The organism is Bradyrhizobium sp. USDA 3256, from assembly GCF_054058275.1.
Genome location: NZ_JBSSAE010000002.1, coordinates 8,712,167 through 8,731,069 on the forward strand (window position 1 = coordinate 8,712,167; position 18,903 = coordinate 8,731,069).

The 18,903-nt window shown below is 64.5% G+C and carries 13 protein-coding genes and 1 riboswitch; of the genes, 9 read left to right on the forward strand and 4 right to left on the reverse strand.

Annotated elements, in window-relative coordinates; all coding sequences use genetic code 11:
* Positions 1–7 precede the first annotated feature (7 nt).
* Complete coding sequence (gene pdxR / locus ACVWY5_RS42920) at positions 8–1,522, reverse strand: MocR-like pyridoxine biosynthesis transcription factor PdxR (protein WP_028333673.1); 1,515 nt, start codon at positions 1,520–1,522, stop codon at positions 8–10.
* A gap of 97 nt (positions 1,523–1,619) precedes the next feature.
* Here pdxR and ACVWY5_RS42925 point away from each other — a divergent pair, with 97 nt between their 5' ends.
* Complete coding sequence (locus ACVWY5_RS42925; RefSeq protein WP_028333672.1) at positions 1,620–2,246, forward strand: FMN-binding negative transcriptional regulator; 627 nt, start codon at positions 1,620–1,622, stop codon at positions 2,244–2,246.
* A 14-nt stretch (positions 2,247–2,260) separates the two neighbouring features.
* Complete coding sequence (locus ACVWY5_RS42930; RefSeq protein ID WP_028333671.1) at positions 2,261–2,878, forward strand: LysE family translocator; 618 nt, start codon at positions 2,261–2,263, stop codon at positions 2,876–2,878.
* An 86-nt stretch (positions 2,879–2,964) separates the two neighbouring features.
* Here ACVWY5_RS42930 and ACVWY5_RS42935 read toward each other — a convergent pair whose 3' ends face one another.
* Both ACVWY5_RS42935 and ACVWY5_RS42940 read right to left on the reverse strand, forming a co-directional pair.
* A complete protein-coding gene (locus ACVWY5_RS42935; RefSeq protein ID WP_321176738.1) occupies positions 2,965–5,508 on the reverse strand; it encodes an MASE1 domain-containing protein in 2,544 nt (847 codons plus the stop codon).
* Between the two features lie 1,227 nt (positions 5,509–6,735).
* Positions 6,736–7,749: a LysR family transcriptional regulator gene (locus ACVWY5_RS42940; protein ID WP_080667043.1), complete on the reverse strand. Its 1,014-nt coding sequence runs from the start codon at positions 7,747–7,749 to the stop codon at positions 6,736–6,738.
* 42 nt (positions 7,750–7,791) lie between these two features.
* Here ACVWY5_RS42940 and ACVWY5_RS42945 point away from each other — a divergent pair, with 42 nt between their 5' ends.
* Positions 7,792–8,364 carry a hypothetical protein gene (locus tag ACVWY5_RS42945; RefSeq protein WP_028333669.1) on the forward strand — a complete coding sequence of 191 codons (573 nt, stop codon included), beginning with the start codon at positions 7,792–7,794 and terminating at the stop codon, positions 8,362–8,364.
* Positions 8,365–9,177: 813 nt separating this feature from the next.
* Here the strand turns inward: ACVWY5_RS42945 and rpmE are convergent.
* Positions 9,178–9,405, reverse strand: a complete 228-nt coding sequence (gene rpmE / locus ACVWY5_RS42950) for a 50S ribosomal protein L31 (RefSeq protein ID WP_016845230.1) — start codon at positions 9,403–9,405, stop codon at positions 9,178–9,180.
* Positions 9,406–9,599: 194 nt separating this feature from the next.
* On the opposite strand from rpmE, the gene ACVWY5_RS42955 reads away from it, so the two are divergent.
* The 6 genes from ACVWY5_RS42955 (at position 9,600) to ACVWY5_RS42980 (ending at position 18,900) form a co-directional block, all read left to right on the forward strand.
* The gene (locus ACVWY5_RS42955) at positions 9,600–11,456 is read left to right on the forward strand and encodes an ABC transporter ATP-binding protein/permease (protein ID WP_028333668.1); all 1,857 of its coding nucleotides are present in this window, start codon (positions 9,600–9,602) and stop codon (positions 11,454–11,456) included.
* A 152-nt stretch (positions 11,457–11,608) separates the two neighbouring features.
* Positions 11,609–12,013, forward strand: a complete 405-nt coding sequence (locus ACVWY5_RS42960) for a hypothetical protein (protein WP_283089303.1) — start codon at positions 11,609–11,611, stop codon at positions 12,011–12,013.
* 153 nt (positions 12,014–12,166) lie between these two features.
* Positions 12,167–13,657, forward strand: a complete 1,491-nt coding sequence (locus ACVWY5_RS42965; protein ID WP_028333666.1) for an amidohydrolase family protein — start codon at positions 12,167–12,169, stop codon at positions 13,655–13,657.
* A gap of 1 nt (position 13,658) precedes the next feature.
* Positions 13,659–14,588: a GTP-binding protein gene (locus tag ACVWY5_RS42970; RefSeq protein WP_028333665.1), complete on the forward strand. Its 930-nt coding sequence runs from the start codon at positions 13,659–13,661 to the stop codon at positions 14,586–14,588.
* A 226-nt stretch (positions 14,589–14,814) separates the two neighbouring features.
* A riboswitch (cobalamin riboswitch) is annotated at positions 14,815–15,009 on the forward strand.
* Between the two features lie 106 nt (positions 15,010–15,115).
* On the forward strand, positions 15,116–17,398 hold the full coding sequence (locus ACVWY5_RS42975) for a TonB-dependent receptor (RefSeq protein ID WP_028333664.1): 2,283 nt from the start codon (positions 15,116–15,118) through the stop codon (positions 17,396–17,398).
* A 2-nt stretch (positions 17,399–17,400) separates the two neighbouring features.
* On the forward strand, positions 17,401–18,900 hold the full coding sequence (locus tag ACVWY5_RS42980) for a PepSY domain-containing protein (protein ID WP_028333663.1): 1,500 nt from the start codon (positions 17,401–17,403) through the stop codon (positions 18,898–18,900).
* Positions 18,901–18,903 lie beyond the last annotated feature (3 nt).

The following is an 18,903-nucleotide window of genomic DNA, read 5'->3' on the forward strand; positions in this document are numbered from 1 at the left end:
CAGCAAATCAGTGTGACGCGTCCGCGCGGCGTGGCTTGGTCCGCCGTGGCGGCGTGTGCTGATCCATCACGCGCCGCAGCCTGATCGCCGCCGCCTCCAGCTCCTCCGGTTCGAAGCCGCCGAAGCCGAGCATCAGGCCGGGCTGCGCCGCTGCCTTGTACATCGGCGAAATCGGCCGCACGACGATGCCGGCGGCAAGCGCTGATTTTGCCAGTTGCACATCGTCGAGGCCGTGGGGTAGCCACAACAACAGATGCATGCCCTGGTCGCTCGGCTGCAGCGTGACGTCGTCGGGCATGTGACGCGTCAGCGCCGCGATCAGCGTCGCACGCCGTGCGGCATAGACGCCGCGAATGCGCCTGATATGCGCCTCGAACAGCCCCTCGCGCATATAGGCCGCCAGCACGTGCTGATCGGCGGTCGGCGAATGCCGGTCGAGCAGCCCGCGCGCGCCGGCGAAGGCGTCGATCAGCGGCGCGGGCGCCACGACGTAGCCGAGCCGCAGCGAGGGGAACAGCACCTTGCTCAGCGTGCCGAGATAAATCACCCGCGATGGGGCGAGGCCTTGCATCGACGGGAAGGGATGCCCGGCATAGCGCAGCTCGCTGTCGTAATCGTCCTCGACGATCCAGGCATTGCTTCGTTGCGCCCACGCCACCAGCGCATTGCGGCGGGCCATGCTCATCGGCATGCCCAGCGGATATTGATGCGACGGCGTCACGAAAGTTGCGCGTGCGTGCGGGCACGCGGCGATCGCGGCATCGACGTCGATGCCCTGCGCATCGACCAATACGCGCGTGGTGACGAGATCGAGCTCGTCGAGCACGGCGGTCATGCCGGGATAGGCGGGATCCTCGGCCCAGACGCGATCGCCTGACGACAGCAGCACACGGCCGGCGAGATAGAGGCCTTGCTGGGTGCCGGCCGTGATCACGACCTGCTCGGGCTCGCAATGCACCGCGCGGGATTTGCGCACATAGTCGGCGATCGCCTGCCGCAGCTCGATCAGGCCGCGCGGATCGCCATAGCTCGAAGGCGCCGCGGCGCGCGATGCGCGCACGCGGTTGCCGAGGCGGCGCCAATGGTCGTCGGGCGCGACCGCGCTGCCGGGGACCGCGATCGCAAACGGGACTTCCGGCATCGGCGTGAAGGCCGCCGCCACTTTGCCAAGCCGCGCCGCGCGCGGCGGCAACCGGATCGGCGCTGATTTGTTCGGCTTGCGATGGACCACGACGGGCCGAGCCTGCTCGGCAAGCGTCGGCGCGACGCGGGTGCCGGCACCGACCTGCGATTCCAGATAGCCCTCGGCCAGCAACTGCTCGAAGGCTTCCGTGACCGTGCCGCGCGCAACGCCGAGCGAGGCCGACAGCGCGCGGGTCGACGGCAGCAATTCCCCGGCCTTCAGTTCGCCGCTCGCAATCGCGGCGCGCAGGGCCTGCGCGATCTGGCGCCCGACCTGTCCGGCGGCGCGGTCGACGGCCCGGAGCGAAGGGATGCTGATCGTGGTGCGCAGGCGGGGCATAGTGGACCAATCAAGATGATCGAAAGTGGCTCTTATCATAGGCCACTTCAGCGCTATGGTGCGAGCAGCAATTGATGGGGTCCACCAGAGGTCTACCATGTACCTGCCGCCGCATTTCAGGATGGATGAGCTCGGTCCGGTCCACGCCGCGATGCGGGCGTCGCGGCTCGCGACGCTGGTCACCGCAACCGCCGACGGCCTGATCGGCACGCCGCTGCCGCTGATCCTCAATGAGAACGAGGGCGACTACGGCACGCTGTACGGTCACGTCGCGCGGCCCAATCCGCAGTGGAAGCTGCCCGCAGTCGGTGAGGCGATGGCGATCTTCATGGGGCCCGACGCCTATGTGACGCCGTCCTGGTACGCGACCAAGGCCGAGCACGGCAAGGTGGTGCCGACCTGGAATTACGTCGCTGTCCACGCCTATGGCGCGGCCGAGTTCTTCGAGGATGCCGACCGTCTGCTCGACGTCGTGACCCGGTTGACCGAGCTGCACGAGAATGCGCGTCCGGAAGTCTGGCAGGTCAGCGACGCGCCTGATGATTTCATCAAGGCGCAGCTGCGCGGGATCGTCGGCTTCCGGATGCCGATCACGCGGATCGACGCCAAGAAGAAGATGAGCCAGAACCGCAAGCTCGAGGATCGCGCCGGCGTCATCGCAGGGCTTGAGGCAAGCGACAATCCCCATGACCGCGAGGTCGCCGCGATGATCCCGGCGAGTTGAGACGAAAGCGCCCGATGGAATTGTACCTCGCCTTCGCGATCACGACCGCGATATTCGCGCTGATCCCGGGTCCCGCCATGCTGTACGCCGCGGCGCGCACGCTGGCGGGTGGCCGGCGCGCGGGGCTGATGGCCTCGCTCGGGCTGCATCTCGGCGGCTATGTCCATGTCGTCGGCGCGGCGGCCGGCCTCGCTCTGCTGTTTCATGCGGTGCCGCCGCTGTTCATGGCGATGAAGCTTGCCGGTGCGGCCTACCTGGTCTGGCTCGGGCTGTCGCTGTTCCGCGACCGCGACACTGCAAAGCGCCCCACACTTGCCCCGCTCTCGGCGGAGCGCGCCTTCGCGCAAAGCATCGTCGTCGAGGTGCTCAATCCGAAGACGGCGATCTTCTTCCTCGCGTTCCTGCCGCAATTCGTCGATGCGTCGGCCAGCCTGCCGGTCTGGGCCCAGCTGTTTCTGCTCGGCACAACAGTCAACCTTACCTTCTCGGCGGTCGACATCGTCTGCGTGTTCCTCGCCAGCGCCGTGATGTCGAGGCTGCAGCGCTCGAAGACGTCGCAGCGCATCATGCAGCGGATCGGCGGCAGCATCCTGGTCGCGCTCGGTGCGCGGCTGGCCTTCCAGGATCGCTAGAAGCAGTCATGTCCACCAGCAGTGATGGTGCGGATCAACGCTTCGTCAAGCTGCGCGACGAGCTGCTTCTGCAATGGTGCGACCGGTCAATTTCTGCGCGAGGCTTCAGTCGTGTCTGACGTCATGGACGTGCCGGATGATCGCGGTGGTCGCGGCGGCGCAAGATCGTGGATAAAATCTCTCAGTGCGTCGGTGTCGAATGGCTTGCGGAGGATCCTTAGACTTGGCGGAGCCGCTTTTGCGGCATCGCTGTAACCGGTTGTAAGGGCGATGGGCAAACCGGGGTATCGCGACCTGACTTCTCTCGCGAGCCCGACGCCATCGATGGTCCCGGGCATGACGATATCGCTGAAGACGAGATCGATCTTTGTACCGGCTTCGAGCAATTTCAGCGCCGCTTCGGCCGAATCTCGATAGATCGTGTCATAGCCCAGATGCTCGAACAGCGAAGATGTCACATCCGCCACCTCGGGGCTGTCGTCGACAACGAGAACCGTCTGCCGCTGCGGCTGCCTTGCTCTTGTTCTGGCGGCGGCCAGCTCTTTGCTGGTGATTTGCTCGTCTGCGCAGGACGGCAAGTAGATTGTAATCGTTGTTCCCTGTCCAACCTTGCTGTCCGCCGTCACCGTGCCGCCGGCCTGGTGCGCGAAACCATAGACTTGGGACAAGCCGAGCCCGGTACCCTTGCCGACCTCTTTGGTCGTGAAAAACGGATCGAACATCTTGGACAGCAGGTTTGGCGGAATGCCGGTGCCGGTATCGCCAAGCGCTATCGCAAAGAAAGCCTTTGCGCGGCGATCGCCGCCGGTTTCCTGGTTCGCGGTCACCGCATGGACGGATAAGGTGAACGTGCCGCCGCTTGGCATTGCATCGCGGGCATTAACGGCGATGTTGACGATCGCAAGTTCCAGCTCGGCGAGGTCCACCTTCACCGACGCGACACCCTCGCCGACGTTCTCATTGTACACGATGTTCCCGCGCAGCGAGCTCTCGATCATGGTCCGCATGTTCTTGATGGACGCATTCAGATCGACGACCGTCGGGCTGAGATGCTGATGGCGAGAGAATGTCAACAATTGGCGTGTGAGGCTTTCGCCTCGTTTGGCCGCGGTCTGTATGGCTTCAATTGCCTTGGGCAGTTTTGGATCAAGCAGGCGAGTGAAAATCTGGGCACTGCCTCCGATGATCATCAATAGATTGTTGAAGTCGTGTGCAATTCCGCCGGTCAGCTTGCCGATTGCCTCCATCTTCTGCGACATCGCGAGCTGTTCGCGCGCCTGAACCAGCTTCTCCTCTGCGTCGCGTCGCTCGGTTGCGTCCCGCAGAATGCTGATGAAGCCGATCAGATTTCCTGAGTCATCATGGCTCGACGAGACCGAGCCCGTGATGAAGAACGGCGTACCATTCTTTCTGATGCGCCAACCCTCGACGTCGTACTTGCCTCTTTCGATTGCCGTCTCCAGCGCGTGTGTTGGCGAACCCGCGCGGCGTTCATCCGGCCGATAAAATATTCCAAAATGCTTGCCGATGATTTCTTCCGAGGTGTAGCCGATGATTTTTTGAGCGGTGCTATTCCAACTCGTAACGTGTCCTTCTCTATCAAGCGCAAAAATCGCATAGTCGACGACGCCTTCGATAAGGGTTTGGAAGTGCCGCCTGATGCTGTCGAGCGCCAAGGCGTTCCGTTCAAGTTGACCGTTCAGTTGGTCCTGCACAGAAAGCAGATGGGCTTCCGTGGTCTGACGCGTGGCAATTGCCGCAGCCAGGGCAAGAGGGGGCGCCGATACGCTGATCGAAAGCACGAGCAGCGACAACAACGCTCCGTTCGGATCCGTTTTCGGAAATGGATCATGACCGAACGCGAACCCCCAGACTGCCATTCCGGTGAAAATGAGCGCAGCCGTAGCCGCGGTGCATCGATTGCCGCGCAGACCGGTCCAGATCAACGGGAGCAAAGCCAGAAAGCCCAGCAGGCTGCGATGCGGCAACGGCACGTTGAGATCGTCGCTGACGAGGTCACTGCCGATGAGCGGGCTGTAGGCCACGATCCCAATGAGACCAGCGAGAGCGATAACTGCGATCGATTCCAACAGATCCCACCTGGAGGAAATCCGTAAGGACATCATCGCCCAGAGCACGATGACCGGAGCAATCAGCAGGGTCGCGGCTGCGTCGGCAAGCCACCAGGTCAGCCCGGCGGCGATGGAATCGGGAAAGCTCGGTTCGTTGACGAAGATGAATCCGGCCAAAGCGGTGAATGAACCGATCATCGCGGTCGGCGCAAAGGAAATGCCTGCAAACTTTGCGACACCGGATGGCGTGGCAAACGTCTGGCGTCCGTTCGACCAGCGTCCGATCAGCCATGTTCCGGCCAATGCAGCAAGGAGGCAGCCGATCCCGGCGGCGACAAACTCCAGGAGCGATCGGTCGGTCATCAGGTAAGGCGCGACAGCGCCCACCAGGATCGCGGGCCAGATCCGGTAGCCACGCAGCAGCATGAGCGCGAGCGCAGCCCCGGTTGGCGGCCACAGCGGTGTCGCGGCTGGATTGATAGCGGGAAGGAAATGTGTGGAGGCCGCAAGGCTCCCGTAGATCGCGGTGACGATAAAAACTTCGACCGAGTAGGTCACAGCGCTCCGAGCATCGCCAAAAGCGAAAATCCCGGCCTTATCGAACCTTGCCCGTTCCATCACAAGCCTTTGCGGTGGGCACCTCAAAAATGCGGTAGGGAACGACTTGGCACCCGGTTCCATGTCACCCGAAGGAGGGCGATCGTATTTTCTCCAAGTCGATGACCCTGCCAAACACTCAACGCAGTTTTGACCAAAGCATGGCCGCTGGATCGAGAGTAGGGGGCGCCGGCAACTTCTGAACAAGAGACCATGGGGCAGAACCGTTGACCTAACGGCGTGGGCCTGCAAAATCGATCCGATCCCACCGCGTGTCGGTGTCGTTCAAGTAACCGCTTCGGGTCAAAAGGCGAATATCGGCAAGAGCCGTTCGAGCTCGGCTTTGGGCCGGGAGCAGACGCCGGAAAGGTGCGAGCGGTCGGCGTTCTCTCGCCGCCATGTCGATGTCGATCGTGAGACACTGGGAGATTTATCGTCAACCCTAGGTAGCAAAACTCGGGCTATATGGTACCGTGCCCTCGTCGGGACGGCATTTCCGTCCCGGATTTGGGAGGGCTATGTCATGAGATTGCCGTCGAGCCTTGTCGCGCCTTCAGCCGTCGCCGTGTTGTCAACTGTCTGGCTGTGCGGCCCGGCAGCGTCGCAAACAGACCCAGCCAAGCCGCTTCCTTCCATCACGGTCGAGGCGCCGAAGCCGGTGGCAAGGCCAAATCGTGCGACACAGGTGGTGACCACGGGGGTATCTCACCGGAGATCGAGAACTACCCAGACGTCGTCGTCAACCGCTCGAGCGCCGTCGCCGGCGCCGGATTCAGTGCTGGGCAGGATTGCCGCGCTGGAGAAAGTCGCGAGCAATTGCAACGGTGGCTGCGAATCGAGCCTCCCGCATGGCAAGGACCCTTGGGTCGGGTGCAGCGAGTCGGCGGGCGGACAAACATACGGACCGTTCTCGTCGACGTGCCGAGACAACCTCACCTACAAATCCTACGTCGATTGCGTCGAAACCAAATGGTTCCTGGGCGAGTACCGAAACAGGGCCTGGTGGCTTTGCAGCAGCCTGCAGGCCGCGGGGAAGTTTAAGGTCGCCGAACTCAAGCGACCGAAGCGTCCGCGCTAGGTTCGCCGTTGGAATCCGCGCGACGGCGCGAGCTACCATTTCCTGTTCGTGATTGAGCCGTCGTGGCGGGTCCCGGAAGCGGGCTATCCGCAGCGATTCCCGCAAGGCGGCTACGCCTTTGTTTCTTCCGGCCTCGGTAGAGGAGAGACGCGCTTGGCAAACTCGCGTCCCGGATAGTGCTGGCCGCAATAGGCGACGAGTTCGTCGATAAAGGATTTGGCATAAGGGGCCAGAAAGCGCTGCGGATCCCAAGCCACGGCAGTCCATCGCCCGATCGAGGCGCCCCTGTGAATCAGCGGAAAGGCGCGGACGCCCGCGGACGGGATCTGGACATTCGACGGTACGATGGCGACATCGTTGCCGCCTTTTGCCAGCGCGAGCAGGGTGTGAGGCGCTGCGCTTTCGAGGATCACACGTGGCCTGATGTGTGCGACGTTGCAGGCGGCATCGAACCAGCCGCGAGATGCGAAGTCCCGCCGCAGGAGCAGCAATGACTCTTCGGCGAGTTCGGCAATCTCCAGCTTCCGCCTGCTTGCGAAGCCATGCCGCGGCGAAACCGCAGCAAGCATATGCACGGGAGCCAGCAACCGGCGGTGATAGCCGTCTTCGGCGGCTGGAATGATCGCGAGATGAACGTCGCCGCGCTGCAGACGATCCGGAACGCGGGCACCACCATCCTCGATCAAATCGATGACCACGGAAGGGTGCTTGCGCCGGAACATGGGGAGGAAATTGGCGAGCACCGTTTCCATATGTTGGGTGCTGCAGCCGACGCGCAGCGCGCCGGCCTTGCCGGTTCTCAGCGCGCGGGCACGCTCGCCGAACGATTCGGCATCCTGCAGGAGACGGCGGCCGCGTCGTAACAGATCCTCGCCTTCTGAAGTCAGTTTGATCCCGCGGCCGACGCGATCGAACAACGGAATCCCGAGTTCGTCCTCGAGCGCCTGGATCTGGCGAGAGGCCGCCGGCTGGCTCAGACGCAGCTGTTGGTGAGCGGCGGCAAAGCCGCCTGCCTCGGCCACGACGACGAAGGTGCGCAGCTGTCGAAGGTCCATTTTCAATGCGCCAATTGCATGAATAGATAAATAATAAATGCATTGGACACATTGAGCAAGCCGCGACATTCTTACGCCGCCCACCCGACATTTGTCCAAAGGGGAATCGCGATGTTTGACACCGAGCGTTTCGTTGCCGACTGCCGCGCAGCGTTCGCGGCGGACCCGTCGCACCGAGCCATTCACGAGATCGTTGCCCGCGCGATGTCTGAACCGGCCGCGGTATTCAAGGGACTCGGCGAGCCGCAGCGTCCCGAAAGCCGCGCGCTCTTCCATTCCGAGACGCTGACCATTCTCAACGTGGTGTGGCCCCCAAGCTATATCGTGCCACCTCACGACCATCACATGTGGGCCGTGATCGGCGTTTATGCGGGCCGTGAGGACAACGTCTTCTGGCGGCGCATTCCGGGCGAGCCGAACAGGATCGAGGCTGCTGGCGCCAGGGCCTTGTGCGTGCGCGATACCGTGCCGCTCGGCACCGACATCATCCATTCGGTCATCAATCCAATCGACCGGCTGAGCGGCGCAATCCACGTCTATGGCGGCGATTTTTTCGCCACAGAACGGAGCAAATGGGATTCGTTGACGCTTGAAGAGGGCCGCTCCGACCGCGAAGAAGCGCGCCGCGACTTCGAGCGGGCTAGCGCGCGTTACGAAGCAAGTTTGCGCGAAGCCGCCGGCTGACCGCAACGGGCTTAAAGAAGTCGCCCCATCCATGCTTCCTCGCAGAAGAAGTGGACGCACGGGACAAGCCGTGCATGGCGAATCCATGACTGAATTAGCCCGTTCATGCGGTGCGCGATCAATCCTGTTGCGTCGGGTGCGACAAAACAACTCGACGGGCAACTCAGTAAAACCTGTCAATCCTCGCGCGCGAAAATATTTCGCTTTATCCGAAGGATAACCCAGTGTATAGAACACCCGTCTCACCCGATCGAGGGGCGCTGCGCATCGTCACGGTGTTGCGGTGAGATGCGGTGGACGCCGAGTGTGCAACTGACGAGTGCGCATGCGGCGGACGGTGAAATCGTGCAGGCCTGACGCCCTAGCGGTAGGTGTCCTTTCGCAAAGTGCGCAAGCGTTTGCGAAAGCGGTGACAACAAAGCCCAGTCTCACCGGGGTGAGCACGTATAAGCCGTAACCCATCGCGCAGGGAAAGCCGGGTTGTTTCCGGTTACACCTGTGGTCCTACCCCCGAGCTTTCTACCCATTGCTCGGGGCCCATGGGTGCGATCGGCACCCGACTTTCCCTGCGCCCTCTGTTTCCAGAGCGGCGAAACAAATGCAAAGCTCGGACAGATCATGTCGCGAGAGGGCGGATGTGTGACTCGCAGCCGGTGCAACACATTTGGTGTCGTCCTGGCTTTCGCCAGGACGACGCAGCAGGAGAATCGCGGGCCCGTTCAGCCCGCCAATCCGGAGCGGCCCCCAAAAACAAAAACGCCCCCGAGTCGGGGGCGTTTTGCGTGTGGTGCCGGGGCGATCCCGAAGCGGACTTTAGTCCTTCTTGAGGAAGCCCGAAAACTTCTTCTGGAAGCGCGAGACGCGGCCGCCGCGATCCATCAGCTGCTGGGTGCCGCCGGTCCAGGCCGGGTGCGACTTGGGGTCGATGTCGAGGTTCAGCGTGTCGCCTTCCTTGCCCCAGGTCGAGCGGGTCAGGTACTCGGTGCCGTCGGTCATGACGACCTTAATCGTATGATAATTCGGATGAATATCGGCTTTCATGACAGTTCCTTCGGCGCGCCGGCGCCCGTCTCAAGATGTCTGGAATACGGGATTTGAGCGGGTCTATAACCCATGGAGCCCGCCAAAACAAGCCAAGAAAGGGCCTAAGCCCATCACCGGATTGGGACTTTACCGGATTTGCCAGCCGGGGGTCGGCGGGCCTATGTGGGGGGCGATAGAACCGGTCTAGATTGATGAGCGTAGCCGAACAGCTTGAGACCCCGCGTGGCGCCCCGCAGCCCCCGCGCGACGCGTTGCTCGATGAGGAAGCCTTCATCGAGAGCCAGATCACGGAGCCGGCGAAGAGCCGTGCCCGGTTGCGGCCGTTGCTTGCGCTCGCGCCCTATGTGGCGCGCTACAAGGGCCGGGCGATCCTCGCGCTGATCTCGCTGACGATCGCCGCGATCACCACGCTGATCGTGCCGGTCGCGGTGCGACGGATGATCGATATGGGCTTCACGCCCGAAGGCATCGCGATGATCAACAGCTATTTCAGCGTGATGATCGCGGTCGTCGCGGTGCTCGCATGCGCCAGCGCCTCGCGCTATTACCTCGTGATGACGATCGGCGAACGCATCGTCGCCGATCTCCGGCGCGACGTGTTTGCGCATCTGATTTCGCTGTCGCCCTCGTTCTTCGATTCCGCGCGGTCAGGCGAATTGGTGTCGCGGCTCACCGCCGACACCACGCAGATCAAGTCCGCGGTCGGCGCGTCGGTATCGATTGCGCTGCGCAATCTGATGCTGTTCTTCGGCGCCGCCGCGATGATGGTGATCACCAGCCCGCGGCTGTCCGGCTTCGTATTGCTCGCGATTCCGATCATCGTGATTCCGTTGGTGGCGTTCGGCCGCTGGGTGCGGCGGCTGTCGCGCACCGCCCAGGACACGCTGGCCGATGCCAGCGCCTATGCCTCGGAGCTGGTCAATGCGATCCGCACCGTGCAGGCCTATACCGGCGAACGGCTCGCCAGGACGCGCTTTGCCGGCGAGGTCGAGCAGGCCTATCAAGCCGCGCGCAGCTCGACCAAGGCGCGCGCGGTGCTGACGCTGATCGTCATCTTCATAGTGTTCGCCAGCGTCGTCGTGATCCTCTGGGTCGGCTCGCACGACGTGCTGGTCGGAACCATCAGTCCGGGCCGGCTCGGCCAGTTCATTCTCTACACGGCGTTCGCGGCGAGCGGCCTCGGCCAGCTCAGCGAGGTCTGGGGCGAGGTCTCGGCCGCATCGGGCGCCGCCGAGCGGCTGTTCGAGATCTTGCGCGTCAGGCCGCAGATCGCGGCGCCCGCTTCGCCGCGCGCGCTGCCGCAGCCGGCGCGCGGCGATGTCGGTTTCGACGATGTCAGCTTCGCCTATCCGACCCGGCCCGACGCGCTTGCGGTCGATGAAGTGTCGCTCTCGGTCCGGTCAGGGGAGAAGGTCGCGATCGTCGGCCCGTCCGGCGCCGGCAAGAGCACGCTGTTCCATCTGCTGCTGCGCTTCTACGATCCGAAATCGGGCACCATCTCGCTCGACGGCGTGCCGATCCGGCAGGCCGATCCGGCCGAGGTGCGCGCGCGCATCGCGCTGGTGCCGCAGGATTCCGTGGTGTTCGCCGCCAGCGCCCGCGAGAACATCCGGTTCGGCCGGCCCGATGCGACCGACGCCGAGGTCGAGCGTGCCGCCGATCTCGCCCATGCCAGCGAATTCCTGCGCCGGCTGCCCGGCGGCTTCGACGCCCAGCTTGGCGAGCGTGGCGTGACGCTGTCCGGCGGCCAGCGCCAGCGCATCGCGATCGCGCGCGCGATCCTGCGCGATGCGCCGCTGCTGCTGCTCGACGAGGCGACCTCGGCGCTCGACGCCGAAAGCGAGACGCTGGTGCAGACCGCGCTGGAGGAACTGATGCGCCACCGCACCACGCTGGTGATCGCGCATCGGCTGGCGACCGTCTTGTCCTGCGACCGCATCCTGGTGATGGACCAGGGCAGGATCGTCGAGCAGGGCACCCACGCCGAACTGGTCGCCGCTGGCGGCCTCTACGCCCGGCTGGCCCGGCTGCAGTTCGAGGGGATCTGAGCGAATTGGGGCTCGCCGCGCTCCGCCTATGCGATTCCTATGCGATCGGGCGCGCGCTCCCCTCGAAAATCTATTCCCGCACAAGGATAGTCGCGCCACGCCCGACCTCCCTCGACAGCCGAAGGAAGTCAGGCGCGCGGGGTGTTCGACTAATGCGCGAGAATGCGACCGAACCGGAGAGCAAGCTGCTCCGTGCCTGGCAGCTTGCCGTGCTGCGCTTCGCGGTGACGCTCGACGACGACGATCGGATGCATGCGCTCGGCGTGGCCGGCGAGGTTGACCGGCTGGGTGGCGCGGCCGATGACGCCTTCCACTTCTTCCGCAGGACGACCGCGGAACTGTGCGCGGCGATCGCTGGTCAGACCGCGGATCAGGAGGCCGTCGTCCGGCGATTCCTGGCGCAGATCGACAATGCCAGGCTCAAGCGGGCGGTCGAAGCGGCGATCGCCAAGGACCACACCAAGGACCGCACGCCGCCGAAGCTCGTGGCGAGCCGCGTGAAGCCCGGCCCCGATCTCTGGCGCGGGCTGCCGTCGCGTCGTGCAACCGGAGCGTAGGAAAGGCCTCGCTCTGCAATCGCCATCACCGCGCGGCGGATATTCCGTCACAGCATGTCGCCACAACCCTGGCCGGCTTGCTGCGATCAGTGCGATGCGCTTCTCTGTGCTCGACAAGGGACCGGTCGGTTTCGGAATGCGGGGAGTGGCGAGATGGGTGGCTTGGTGATCAGCGGTGGCCGGGTGGTGGATCCGGCCAGCGGGATGGACGCGATCGGCGATGTCGCCGTCGTCGACGGCAAGATCGCCGCGGTCGGCACCGGCCTCGGCGGTTCCGAACGGCAGATCGACGCGACCGGGCTCGTGGTGGCGCCGGGCTTCATCGACCTGCACGCGCATGGCCAGACCATTCCGGCCGACCGCATGCAGGCGTTCGACGGGGTGACGACGTCGCTCGACCTCGAGGCCGGCGTGCTGCCGGTTGCGTCCTGGTACAAGCGCCAGGCCGAGAAGGGCAGAGTGCTGAACTACGGCGCCGCCGCCAACTGGGCCTTCGCGCGCATCGGTGCGATGACCGGTTCGAATTCGGAAAGCTCGCTGGAATCGTTTGGTGCCGCGATGCGCGATCGCCGCTGGATCGAAAACGTCGCGACCGAAGGCGAGGTCGGCGGCATCCTCGACCGCCTCGCGATCGGCCTGAACGAGGGCGGTATCGGGATCGGCATTCTCAACGCCTATGCGCCGGGTGCCGGCGTGCAGGAATTGACCGCGGTGTGCCAGCTCGCGGCGGATCATGCGGTGCCGACCTTCACCCACGTCGCGTACATGTCGCGCATCGATCCCGAGAGCGCGGCTGAGGCCTATATCCGCCTGATCGGCTATGCCGGCGCCACCGGCGCGCATATGCACATCTGCCACTTCAACTCGTCGAGCAAGACGGATATCGAACGCTGTGTTGGGCTGATCGCGAAAGCGCAGGCGCAAGGCCTGCCGATCACGGTGGAGGCCTATCCCTACGGCACCGGCTCGACCGTGCTGGCGGCGACCTTCTTCAGCGATCCGAAATTCGAAGAGCGCAACGGCCTCGGTTACGATTCGGTGCAGCGCGTGACCGACGGTCACCGTTTCGGCAGCCGCGAGGAGCTGCTGGCGGCACAGGCCGAAGAGCCCTCGACCTTGGTGCTGTGGCACGTGCTCGACATCGAGAACAACGCGCATCATCGCGATCTGCTCGATATGGCGGTGCTGTATCCGGGCGGCGCGATCGCCTCCGACGCGATGCCGTGGACGCTGTCGGACGGCCGTCCCTACAGCGGCGACGCCTGGCCGCTGCCTGATGATGCCACCTCGCATCCGCGCTCGGCCGGCTGCTTCACCCGCTTCATCCGCGAATGGGTGCGCGAGCGCAAGAAAGTGTCGCTGCTCGAAGGCATCCGCAAATGCGCGCTGATCCCGGCCGAGATCCTGTCGGCGAGCACGCCGGCGATGCGGGCCAAGGGCCGGCTGCAGGTCGGCGCCGACGCCGATGTCGTGGTGTTCGACTACGAGACGCTGAGCGATCGCGCGACCTTTTCCGCGATGAATCGTCCGGCGGAGGGCGTGCGGCATCTCGTGGTCAGCGGCCAGCCGCTGATCAGCGATGGTGTGCTCGATGTCGCGGCGCGTCCCGGCCGGCCGGTGCGCCGCCCCGTCACGGGGGGCTGAGGTGCCGGTCCCGATCCTGCTGGTCGCGGGCTTCCTCGGGGCGGGCAAGACCACGATCGTCAACCATCTGCTGGCGCATGCGCAAGGGCGGCGCATCGCCGCCGTGGTCAACGATTTCGGTGCGATCAATATTGACGCCGAGCTGATCGCGGGCGCCAGCGACGGCGTGGTCAGCCTGAGCAATGGCTGCATCTGCTGCACGCTGGAGGGCGACCTGCTGCGCACGCTCGCCACGCTGTTGCGGCGTGATCCGCGTCCCGAATTCATCGTGATCGAGACCAGCGGGATCGCCGATCCCGCCGACATCGTGCGCAACCTGATGGATCCCGTGATCTGGAAGGAGGCGCCGCTTGAGACGGTGCTGTGCGTGGTCGACGCGGCGCAGCCTGCGGCGGTGCTGAACGATGCTCTGCTGCGGTCGCAGCTCCGGGCGGCGGACGTGGTGGCGCTGAGCAAGGTCGATCTGGCCGACGCCGCCGCGTGCGCTGCGATCCGCGACGCCGTGCGCGCGGCGCGTCCGGCGGCCGTGGTGGTTGATGCCTTGCATGGCGAGGTGCCGGCCGCGCTACTGTTCCCGGCGGACCTCGATCATGTGCCGGCGCCGCGCGAGGCCGCGCCGCGACGGCCGTCGTCGGATCGCTTCGAGACGCTGAGCTGGACCTCGGAGCGGCCCGTCGTGCTGCCGCGCTTGCAGCAGGCGATCGGCAGACTGGCGCCGAAGCTGGCGCGGGCGAAGGGATTGTTCGAGACGGTGGAACAGCCCGGGCGGCTGACGGTGTTTCAACTCGCCGGCGGCCGCGCGACCTTGGGTGCGGGCGGCGTGCCGTCGCCCGGCGTGCCGCGCACGCGCATCGTGTTTATCGCCGAGATGGGTGCTCTGTCGCGCACCGAGATCGATGCGATCATGCAGGGATGTGTCGACATCGAGTGATGTGAGCTTATGGTTCCGTCATCCTGAGGCACGAGCAGAGCGAGCCTCGAAGGATGGACGCCCGGCTGTGGCCATGCATCCTTCGAGACGCCGCTTCGCGGCTCCTCACGATGACGGGATTACATCTCCGCGTCATCCGCGGATGCCGCTATGTCATCGCCGCAGCTCCATCCCGCAAAGCATGTGTGCGACAATCGCATCGAATTGACAGCCTTGCCGGCACCACCTATCGTTTTTTGCCGACGGTTCCCTTCGGGGATCAAAAGGGAATGCGGTGCGAGGGTAACCCCAATACCGCAGCTGTCCCCGCAACTGTAAACGGCGAGCCTTTCGTCAATTTGCCACTGGGCCATCGGCCCGGGAAGGCGTCGACAGGCGATGACCCGTGAGCCAGGAGACCTGCCGTCAGTCGTGGTCACACGCGAGCACATCGGGCGGGGGCGTCCTGGTGGGATCGGAGCACTGCCTTTTGGGCAATGCGCCAGTCCGCGTTCGCGGTGACGTGCCACGTTACCGCGAGTCGTTTCATGTCTCCGTCCTTTCCCGTTGCGCGCAAATGGCGCCTCGGTCTCGTCTGCTCCCTGTCATCGCTGTTGTTGCCGGCCGAAGGCTCGGCACAAACACCTCCACCAACCAGGCTCGATCCGATCGAGGTCGCGCCCTCGGTGACCGCCAAGCCGAAGCCTGCGGCGCGCAGCCGTGACATGGCCGCTGCGGCGCGGCCACGGCCGAGGCCCGCGACGATCGCAACAGCCAGCAACGCGCCGCGCGTCGCAGCGTCGGGCGCATCGGGATCGGCATCGCCGACGCTCAATGCCACCACGCAGGGCGGCACCGGCAGTCGTCTCAATCTGACACCGCTGCTGACGCCGGCCAGCGTCGAGATCATCACGGCGCAGACCATCGCCGAACGCGGCCAGCACAATGTGCTCGATGCCGTCACCCAGGACGCGGCCGGGTTCGTCGCGACGCCGGCGCCCGGCAATGGCGGCCTGTCGTTCAGCACCCGCGGCTTTGCCGGCAGCAACTCGGTGATGACGCTGTATGACGGCACGCGCTTCTATATCGGCTCCGGCACCCTGACATTCCCCTACGACACCTGGTCGACGCAGCGCATCGAAGTGCTGCGCGGTCCGGCCTCGGTGCTGTACGGCGAAGGCGCGATCGGTGGCGTCATCAACGTGATCCCGAAAAAACCGCTCAATACGCCCACTAACGAGGCCGAGGTCTCGCTCGACAGCAACATGACGCGGCGGCTGTCCGTGGACAGCACCGGTCCGATCGATCCCAATGTGTCGTACCGCATCAACGCTACCGGCAACATGTCGGACGGCTGGGTCGATCGCGACAAGACCTCGAACGCGGTAGTCTCCGCTGCCGTGCGGGTGCAGGCGTCGGACAATCTCGCCTTCACGCTCTCGGAGGACTACGGCGACCGCAGCCCGTCGCGCTATTTCGGCACGCCGCTGATCAACGGCTCGATCCAGGACGCGCTGCGCTTCAAGAACTACAATGCATTGGACAGCGCGATCCGCTATCAGGACAGCTGGACCCGGTTCAAGACCGAGTGGGACGTCGCCGACGGCTTCAAGATCAACAACACGCTGTATTACCTGACCAGCGAGCGGCACTGGCGCGACATCGAGAACTACACCTGGAATCCGAAGACCCAGCTGATCGATCGCACGAGCTATATTGAGATCTTCCACGACCAGAAGCAGCTCGGCAATCGGATGGATGCGACCTTCAGTGGTCACGTGTTTGGACTTGCGAACCAGTTTGTCGCCGGCTTCGACGTCAACCGGATCGACTTCACCCACACCAATAACTCGCCCTATGGCGGCGCGTCGTCGGTCAATCCTTATGTGTTCGATCCCGGGTCGTTCTTCGCGACGACGACGGCGACCACGCCGGGCTTCAATGCGATCGTCAATCAATACGCGCTGTTCGCCGAGGATCGTCTCTCGCTGACCGATCAGTTGTCGCTCGTCACCGGGGTCAGGTATGATCGCCCCGAGGTGGACCGCACCGACTACAAGGCGCCGGCAAACAGTTTCGAGACGACGCTATCAGGCACGAGCTGGCGCGCTGGCCTCGTTTACGAGCCGATCAAGAACCTCGCATTCTATGGCCAGTACGCGGTCGGCGTCGATCCGGTCAGCAATTTGATCTCACTGTCGACCACGCAGAAAACGTTCCAGCTTGCGACGGGCAAGCAGACCGAGATCGGGGTCAAGCAGTCGTTCTGGGGCGGTCGCGGCGAGTGGACGCTGGCTGCCTACGAGATCGTCAAGACCGGGCTCACGATTCCCGATCCCGGCAACCCCACCGGCGGCCTGGCATTGCAGATCGGCCAGCAATCATCCCGCGGGGTCGAAGGATCGATCGGGCTCGCGCTGAACGACGGCTGGCGCGTCGATGCCAATGTTGCGCTGTTGCGCGCCAGATACGACAACAACAGCCAGGTGGTCGGCGGCAAGATCGTGAGCTTCAACGGCAATGTCCCGGTCAACGTGCCGCAGCAGGTCTCGAACGTCTGGCTGACCTGGGACTTCGCGCCCAACTGGTCGGCCTATGGCGGCGTGCAGATCGTCGGTGCGATGTACTCCGATCTCGCCAACACCCAGCTGCGGCCGGGCTACAATGTGGTCAATGGCGGCGTCAGGTGGAAGCCGGACGACCGGACCACGGTCGCGTTCCGCCTCTACAATCTGTTCGACAAGGCTTACGCGGTGACCTCGAACGGCACCGGGCAGTGGCTGCTGGGCATGCCGCGTACCGCCGAATTGTCCGTCAACGTGAAGTTCTGACCATGCGCAACGCTCTGATCCGGCGCGGGCGGCGGTGGCTCTATATCGTCCATCGCTGGATCGGCATTGCGACGTGTCTCTTGTTCGCGATGTGGTTCATCTCCGGCCTCGTCATGATGTACGTGGCCTTTCCGCGCCTCACCGACAGCGAGCGCCTCGCCGCGCTTCCTGTCATTCCCTGGAGCAAGGTGCGGGTCACGCCTGATCGCGCGATGGCGATCGCGGGTGTCGAGCGTTATCCGCGTGATCTGCGACTTTCGATGATGGACGACACGCCCGTCTATCGGGTGGCCGGCTGGGAGGGAGGGATGATCACCATTTCGGCGATCGACGGCAGCGCGATCGACCGGATCATGCCGGACCAGGCGCTGGCCATTACCGCTCATCATCCGCATGCTGTGCAGCCGCGCTTGATCGAAACGATCACGCGCGACCAATGGTCGGTCACGGCGCGCTTCGATTCGTTGCGGCCGCTCTATCTGATCCGCCTCGGTGACGCCGATGGCACGGAGCTCTATGTCTCCTCGCGCACCGGCGAGATCGCGCTCGACACCACGCGGCGCGAGCGCATCTGGAATTGGCTTGGCTCGATCCCGCACTGGATCTATCCGACCGTGTTGCGCAAGGACGGCCCGCTGTGGCGGGATGTGGTGCTGTGGATCTCGGGTGTCTGTCTTGTCGTCGCGGTTACCGGCTTCTGGATCGGCATTTTGCGCATGCGGCTGACGCGCCGCTACGCGAGCGGCGCCGTCTCGCCCTATCGCGGCTGGATGGCCTGGCATCACATTGCCGGCCTGATCGGCGGCATCTTCGTTCTCACCTGGATGTTCAGCGGCTGGCTCTCGCTCAATCCCGGCGGCGCGTTCTCCCCTCGCGGCGTCACCCGTGAGATTACGATCGGCTACAGCGGCCATGACACGCCCGACATCGTCGCCGGCTTCCAGTCGGCACCCTCCATGCCCGCGGTGGAGGCGCGCTTCGTCTGGATCGGCGGACATCGGTTGATGTTGCTCGACGATGGTAGTGGCCGCCGCAGCCTCGCCGATCCCGCGACCGGCGCGCCTGTAGCGATCTCGCGTGACGAGATCATCGCGGCGGCCCGGCGCGCCATGCCGGGAGCAACGATGATATCGGCGCGACAGCTGGATCAGCCTGATGCCTATTGGTACACGCTGCACCAGGCGCGCGAGCTTCCCGTATTGCGGATCGGCTTCGACGATCCTGCTCACACCTGGCTGCACATTTCGCCCGTCACCGGCGAGATCCTCGACCGCAGCGACGATAGCCGTCGGTCCTACCGCTGGCTGTTCAACGCGCTGCACAGCCTCGACGTCCCGCTGCTGCTGCGCATCTCGCCGGCGCGCGACGTCGTGGTGTGGCTGCTGTCGGCGGCTGGCACGCTTATCTCGATCAGCGGGATCGTGATCGGCTGGCGCCGGTTGCGGCGGCGCAAGGTACGAGGCAGGCGCATGTCCGCGAGCCTCATACGCGCGCCCTCGTAAGCC

Coding starts and splice junctions, on each gene's coding strand:
- pdxR (WP_028333673.1), bottom strand. CDS start 1,522: ATGCCCCGCCTGCGCACCACGATCAGCATCCCTTCGCTCCGGGCCGTC.
- ACVWY5_RS42925 (WP_028333672.1), top strand. CDS start 1,620: ATGTACCTGCCGCCGCATTTCAGGATGGATGAGCTCGGTCCGGTCCAC.
- ACVWY5_RS42930 (WP_028333671.1), top strand. CDS start 2,261: ATGGAATTGTACCTCGCCTTCGCGATCACGACCGCGATATTCGCGCTG.
- ACVWY5_RS42940 (WP_080667043.1), bottom strand. CDS start 7,749: ATGTCGCGGCTTGCTCAATGTGTCCAATGCATTTATTATTTATCTATT.
- ACVWY5_RS42945 (WP_028333669.1), top strand. CDS start 7,792: ATGTTTGACACCGAGCGTTTCGTTGCCGACTGCCGCGCAGCGTTCGCG.
- rpmE (WP_016845230.1), bottom strand. CDS start 9,405: ATGAAAGCCGATATTCATCCGAATTATCATACGATTAAGGTCGTCATG.
- ACVWY5_RS42955 (WP_028333668.1), top strand. CDS start 9,600: ATGAGCGTAGCCGAACAGCTTGAGACCCCGCGTGGCGCCCCGCAGCCC.
- ACVWY5_RS42960 (WP_283089303.1), top strand. CDS start 11,609: ATGCGCGAGAATGCGACCGAACCGGAGAGCAAGCTGCTCCGTGCCTGG.
- ACVWY5_RS42965 (WP_028333666.1), top strand. CDS start 12,167: ATGGGTGGCTTGGTGATCAGCGGTGGCCGGGTGGTGGATCCGGCCAGC.
- ACVWY5_RS42975 (WP_028333664.1), top strand. CDS start 15,116: ATGTCTCCGTCCTTTCCCGTTGCGCGCAAATGGCGCCTCGGTCTCGTC.
- ACVWY5_RS42980 (WP_028333663.1), top strand. CDS start 17,401: ATGCGCAACGCTCTGATCCGGCGCGGGCGGCGGTGGCTCTATATCGTC.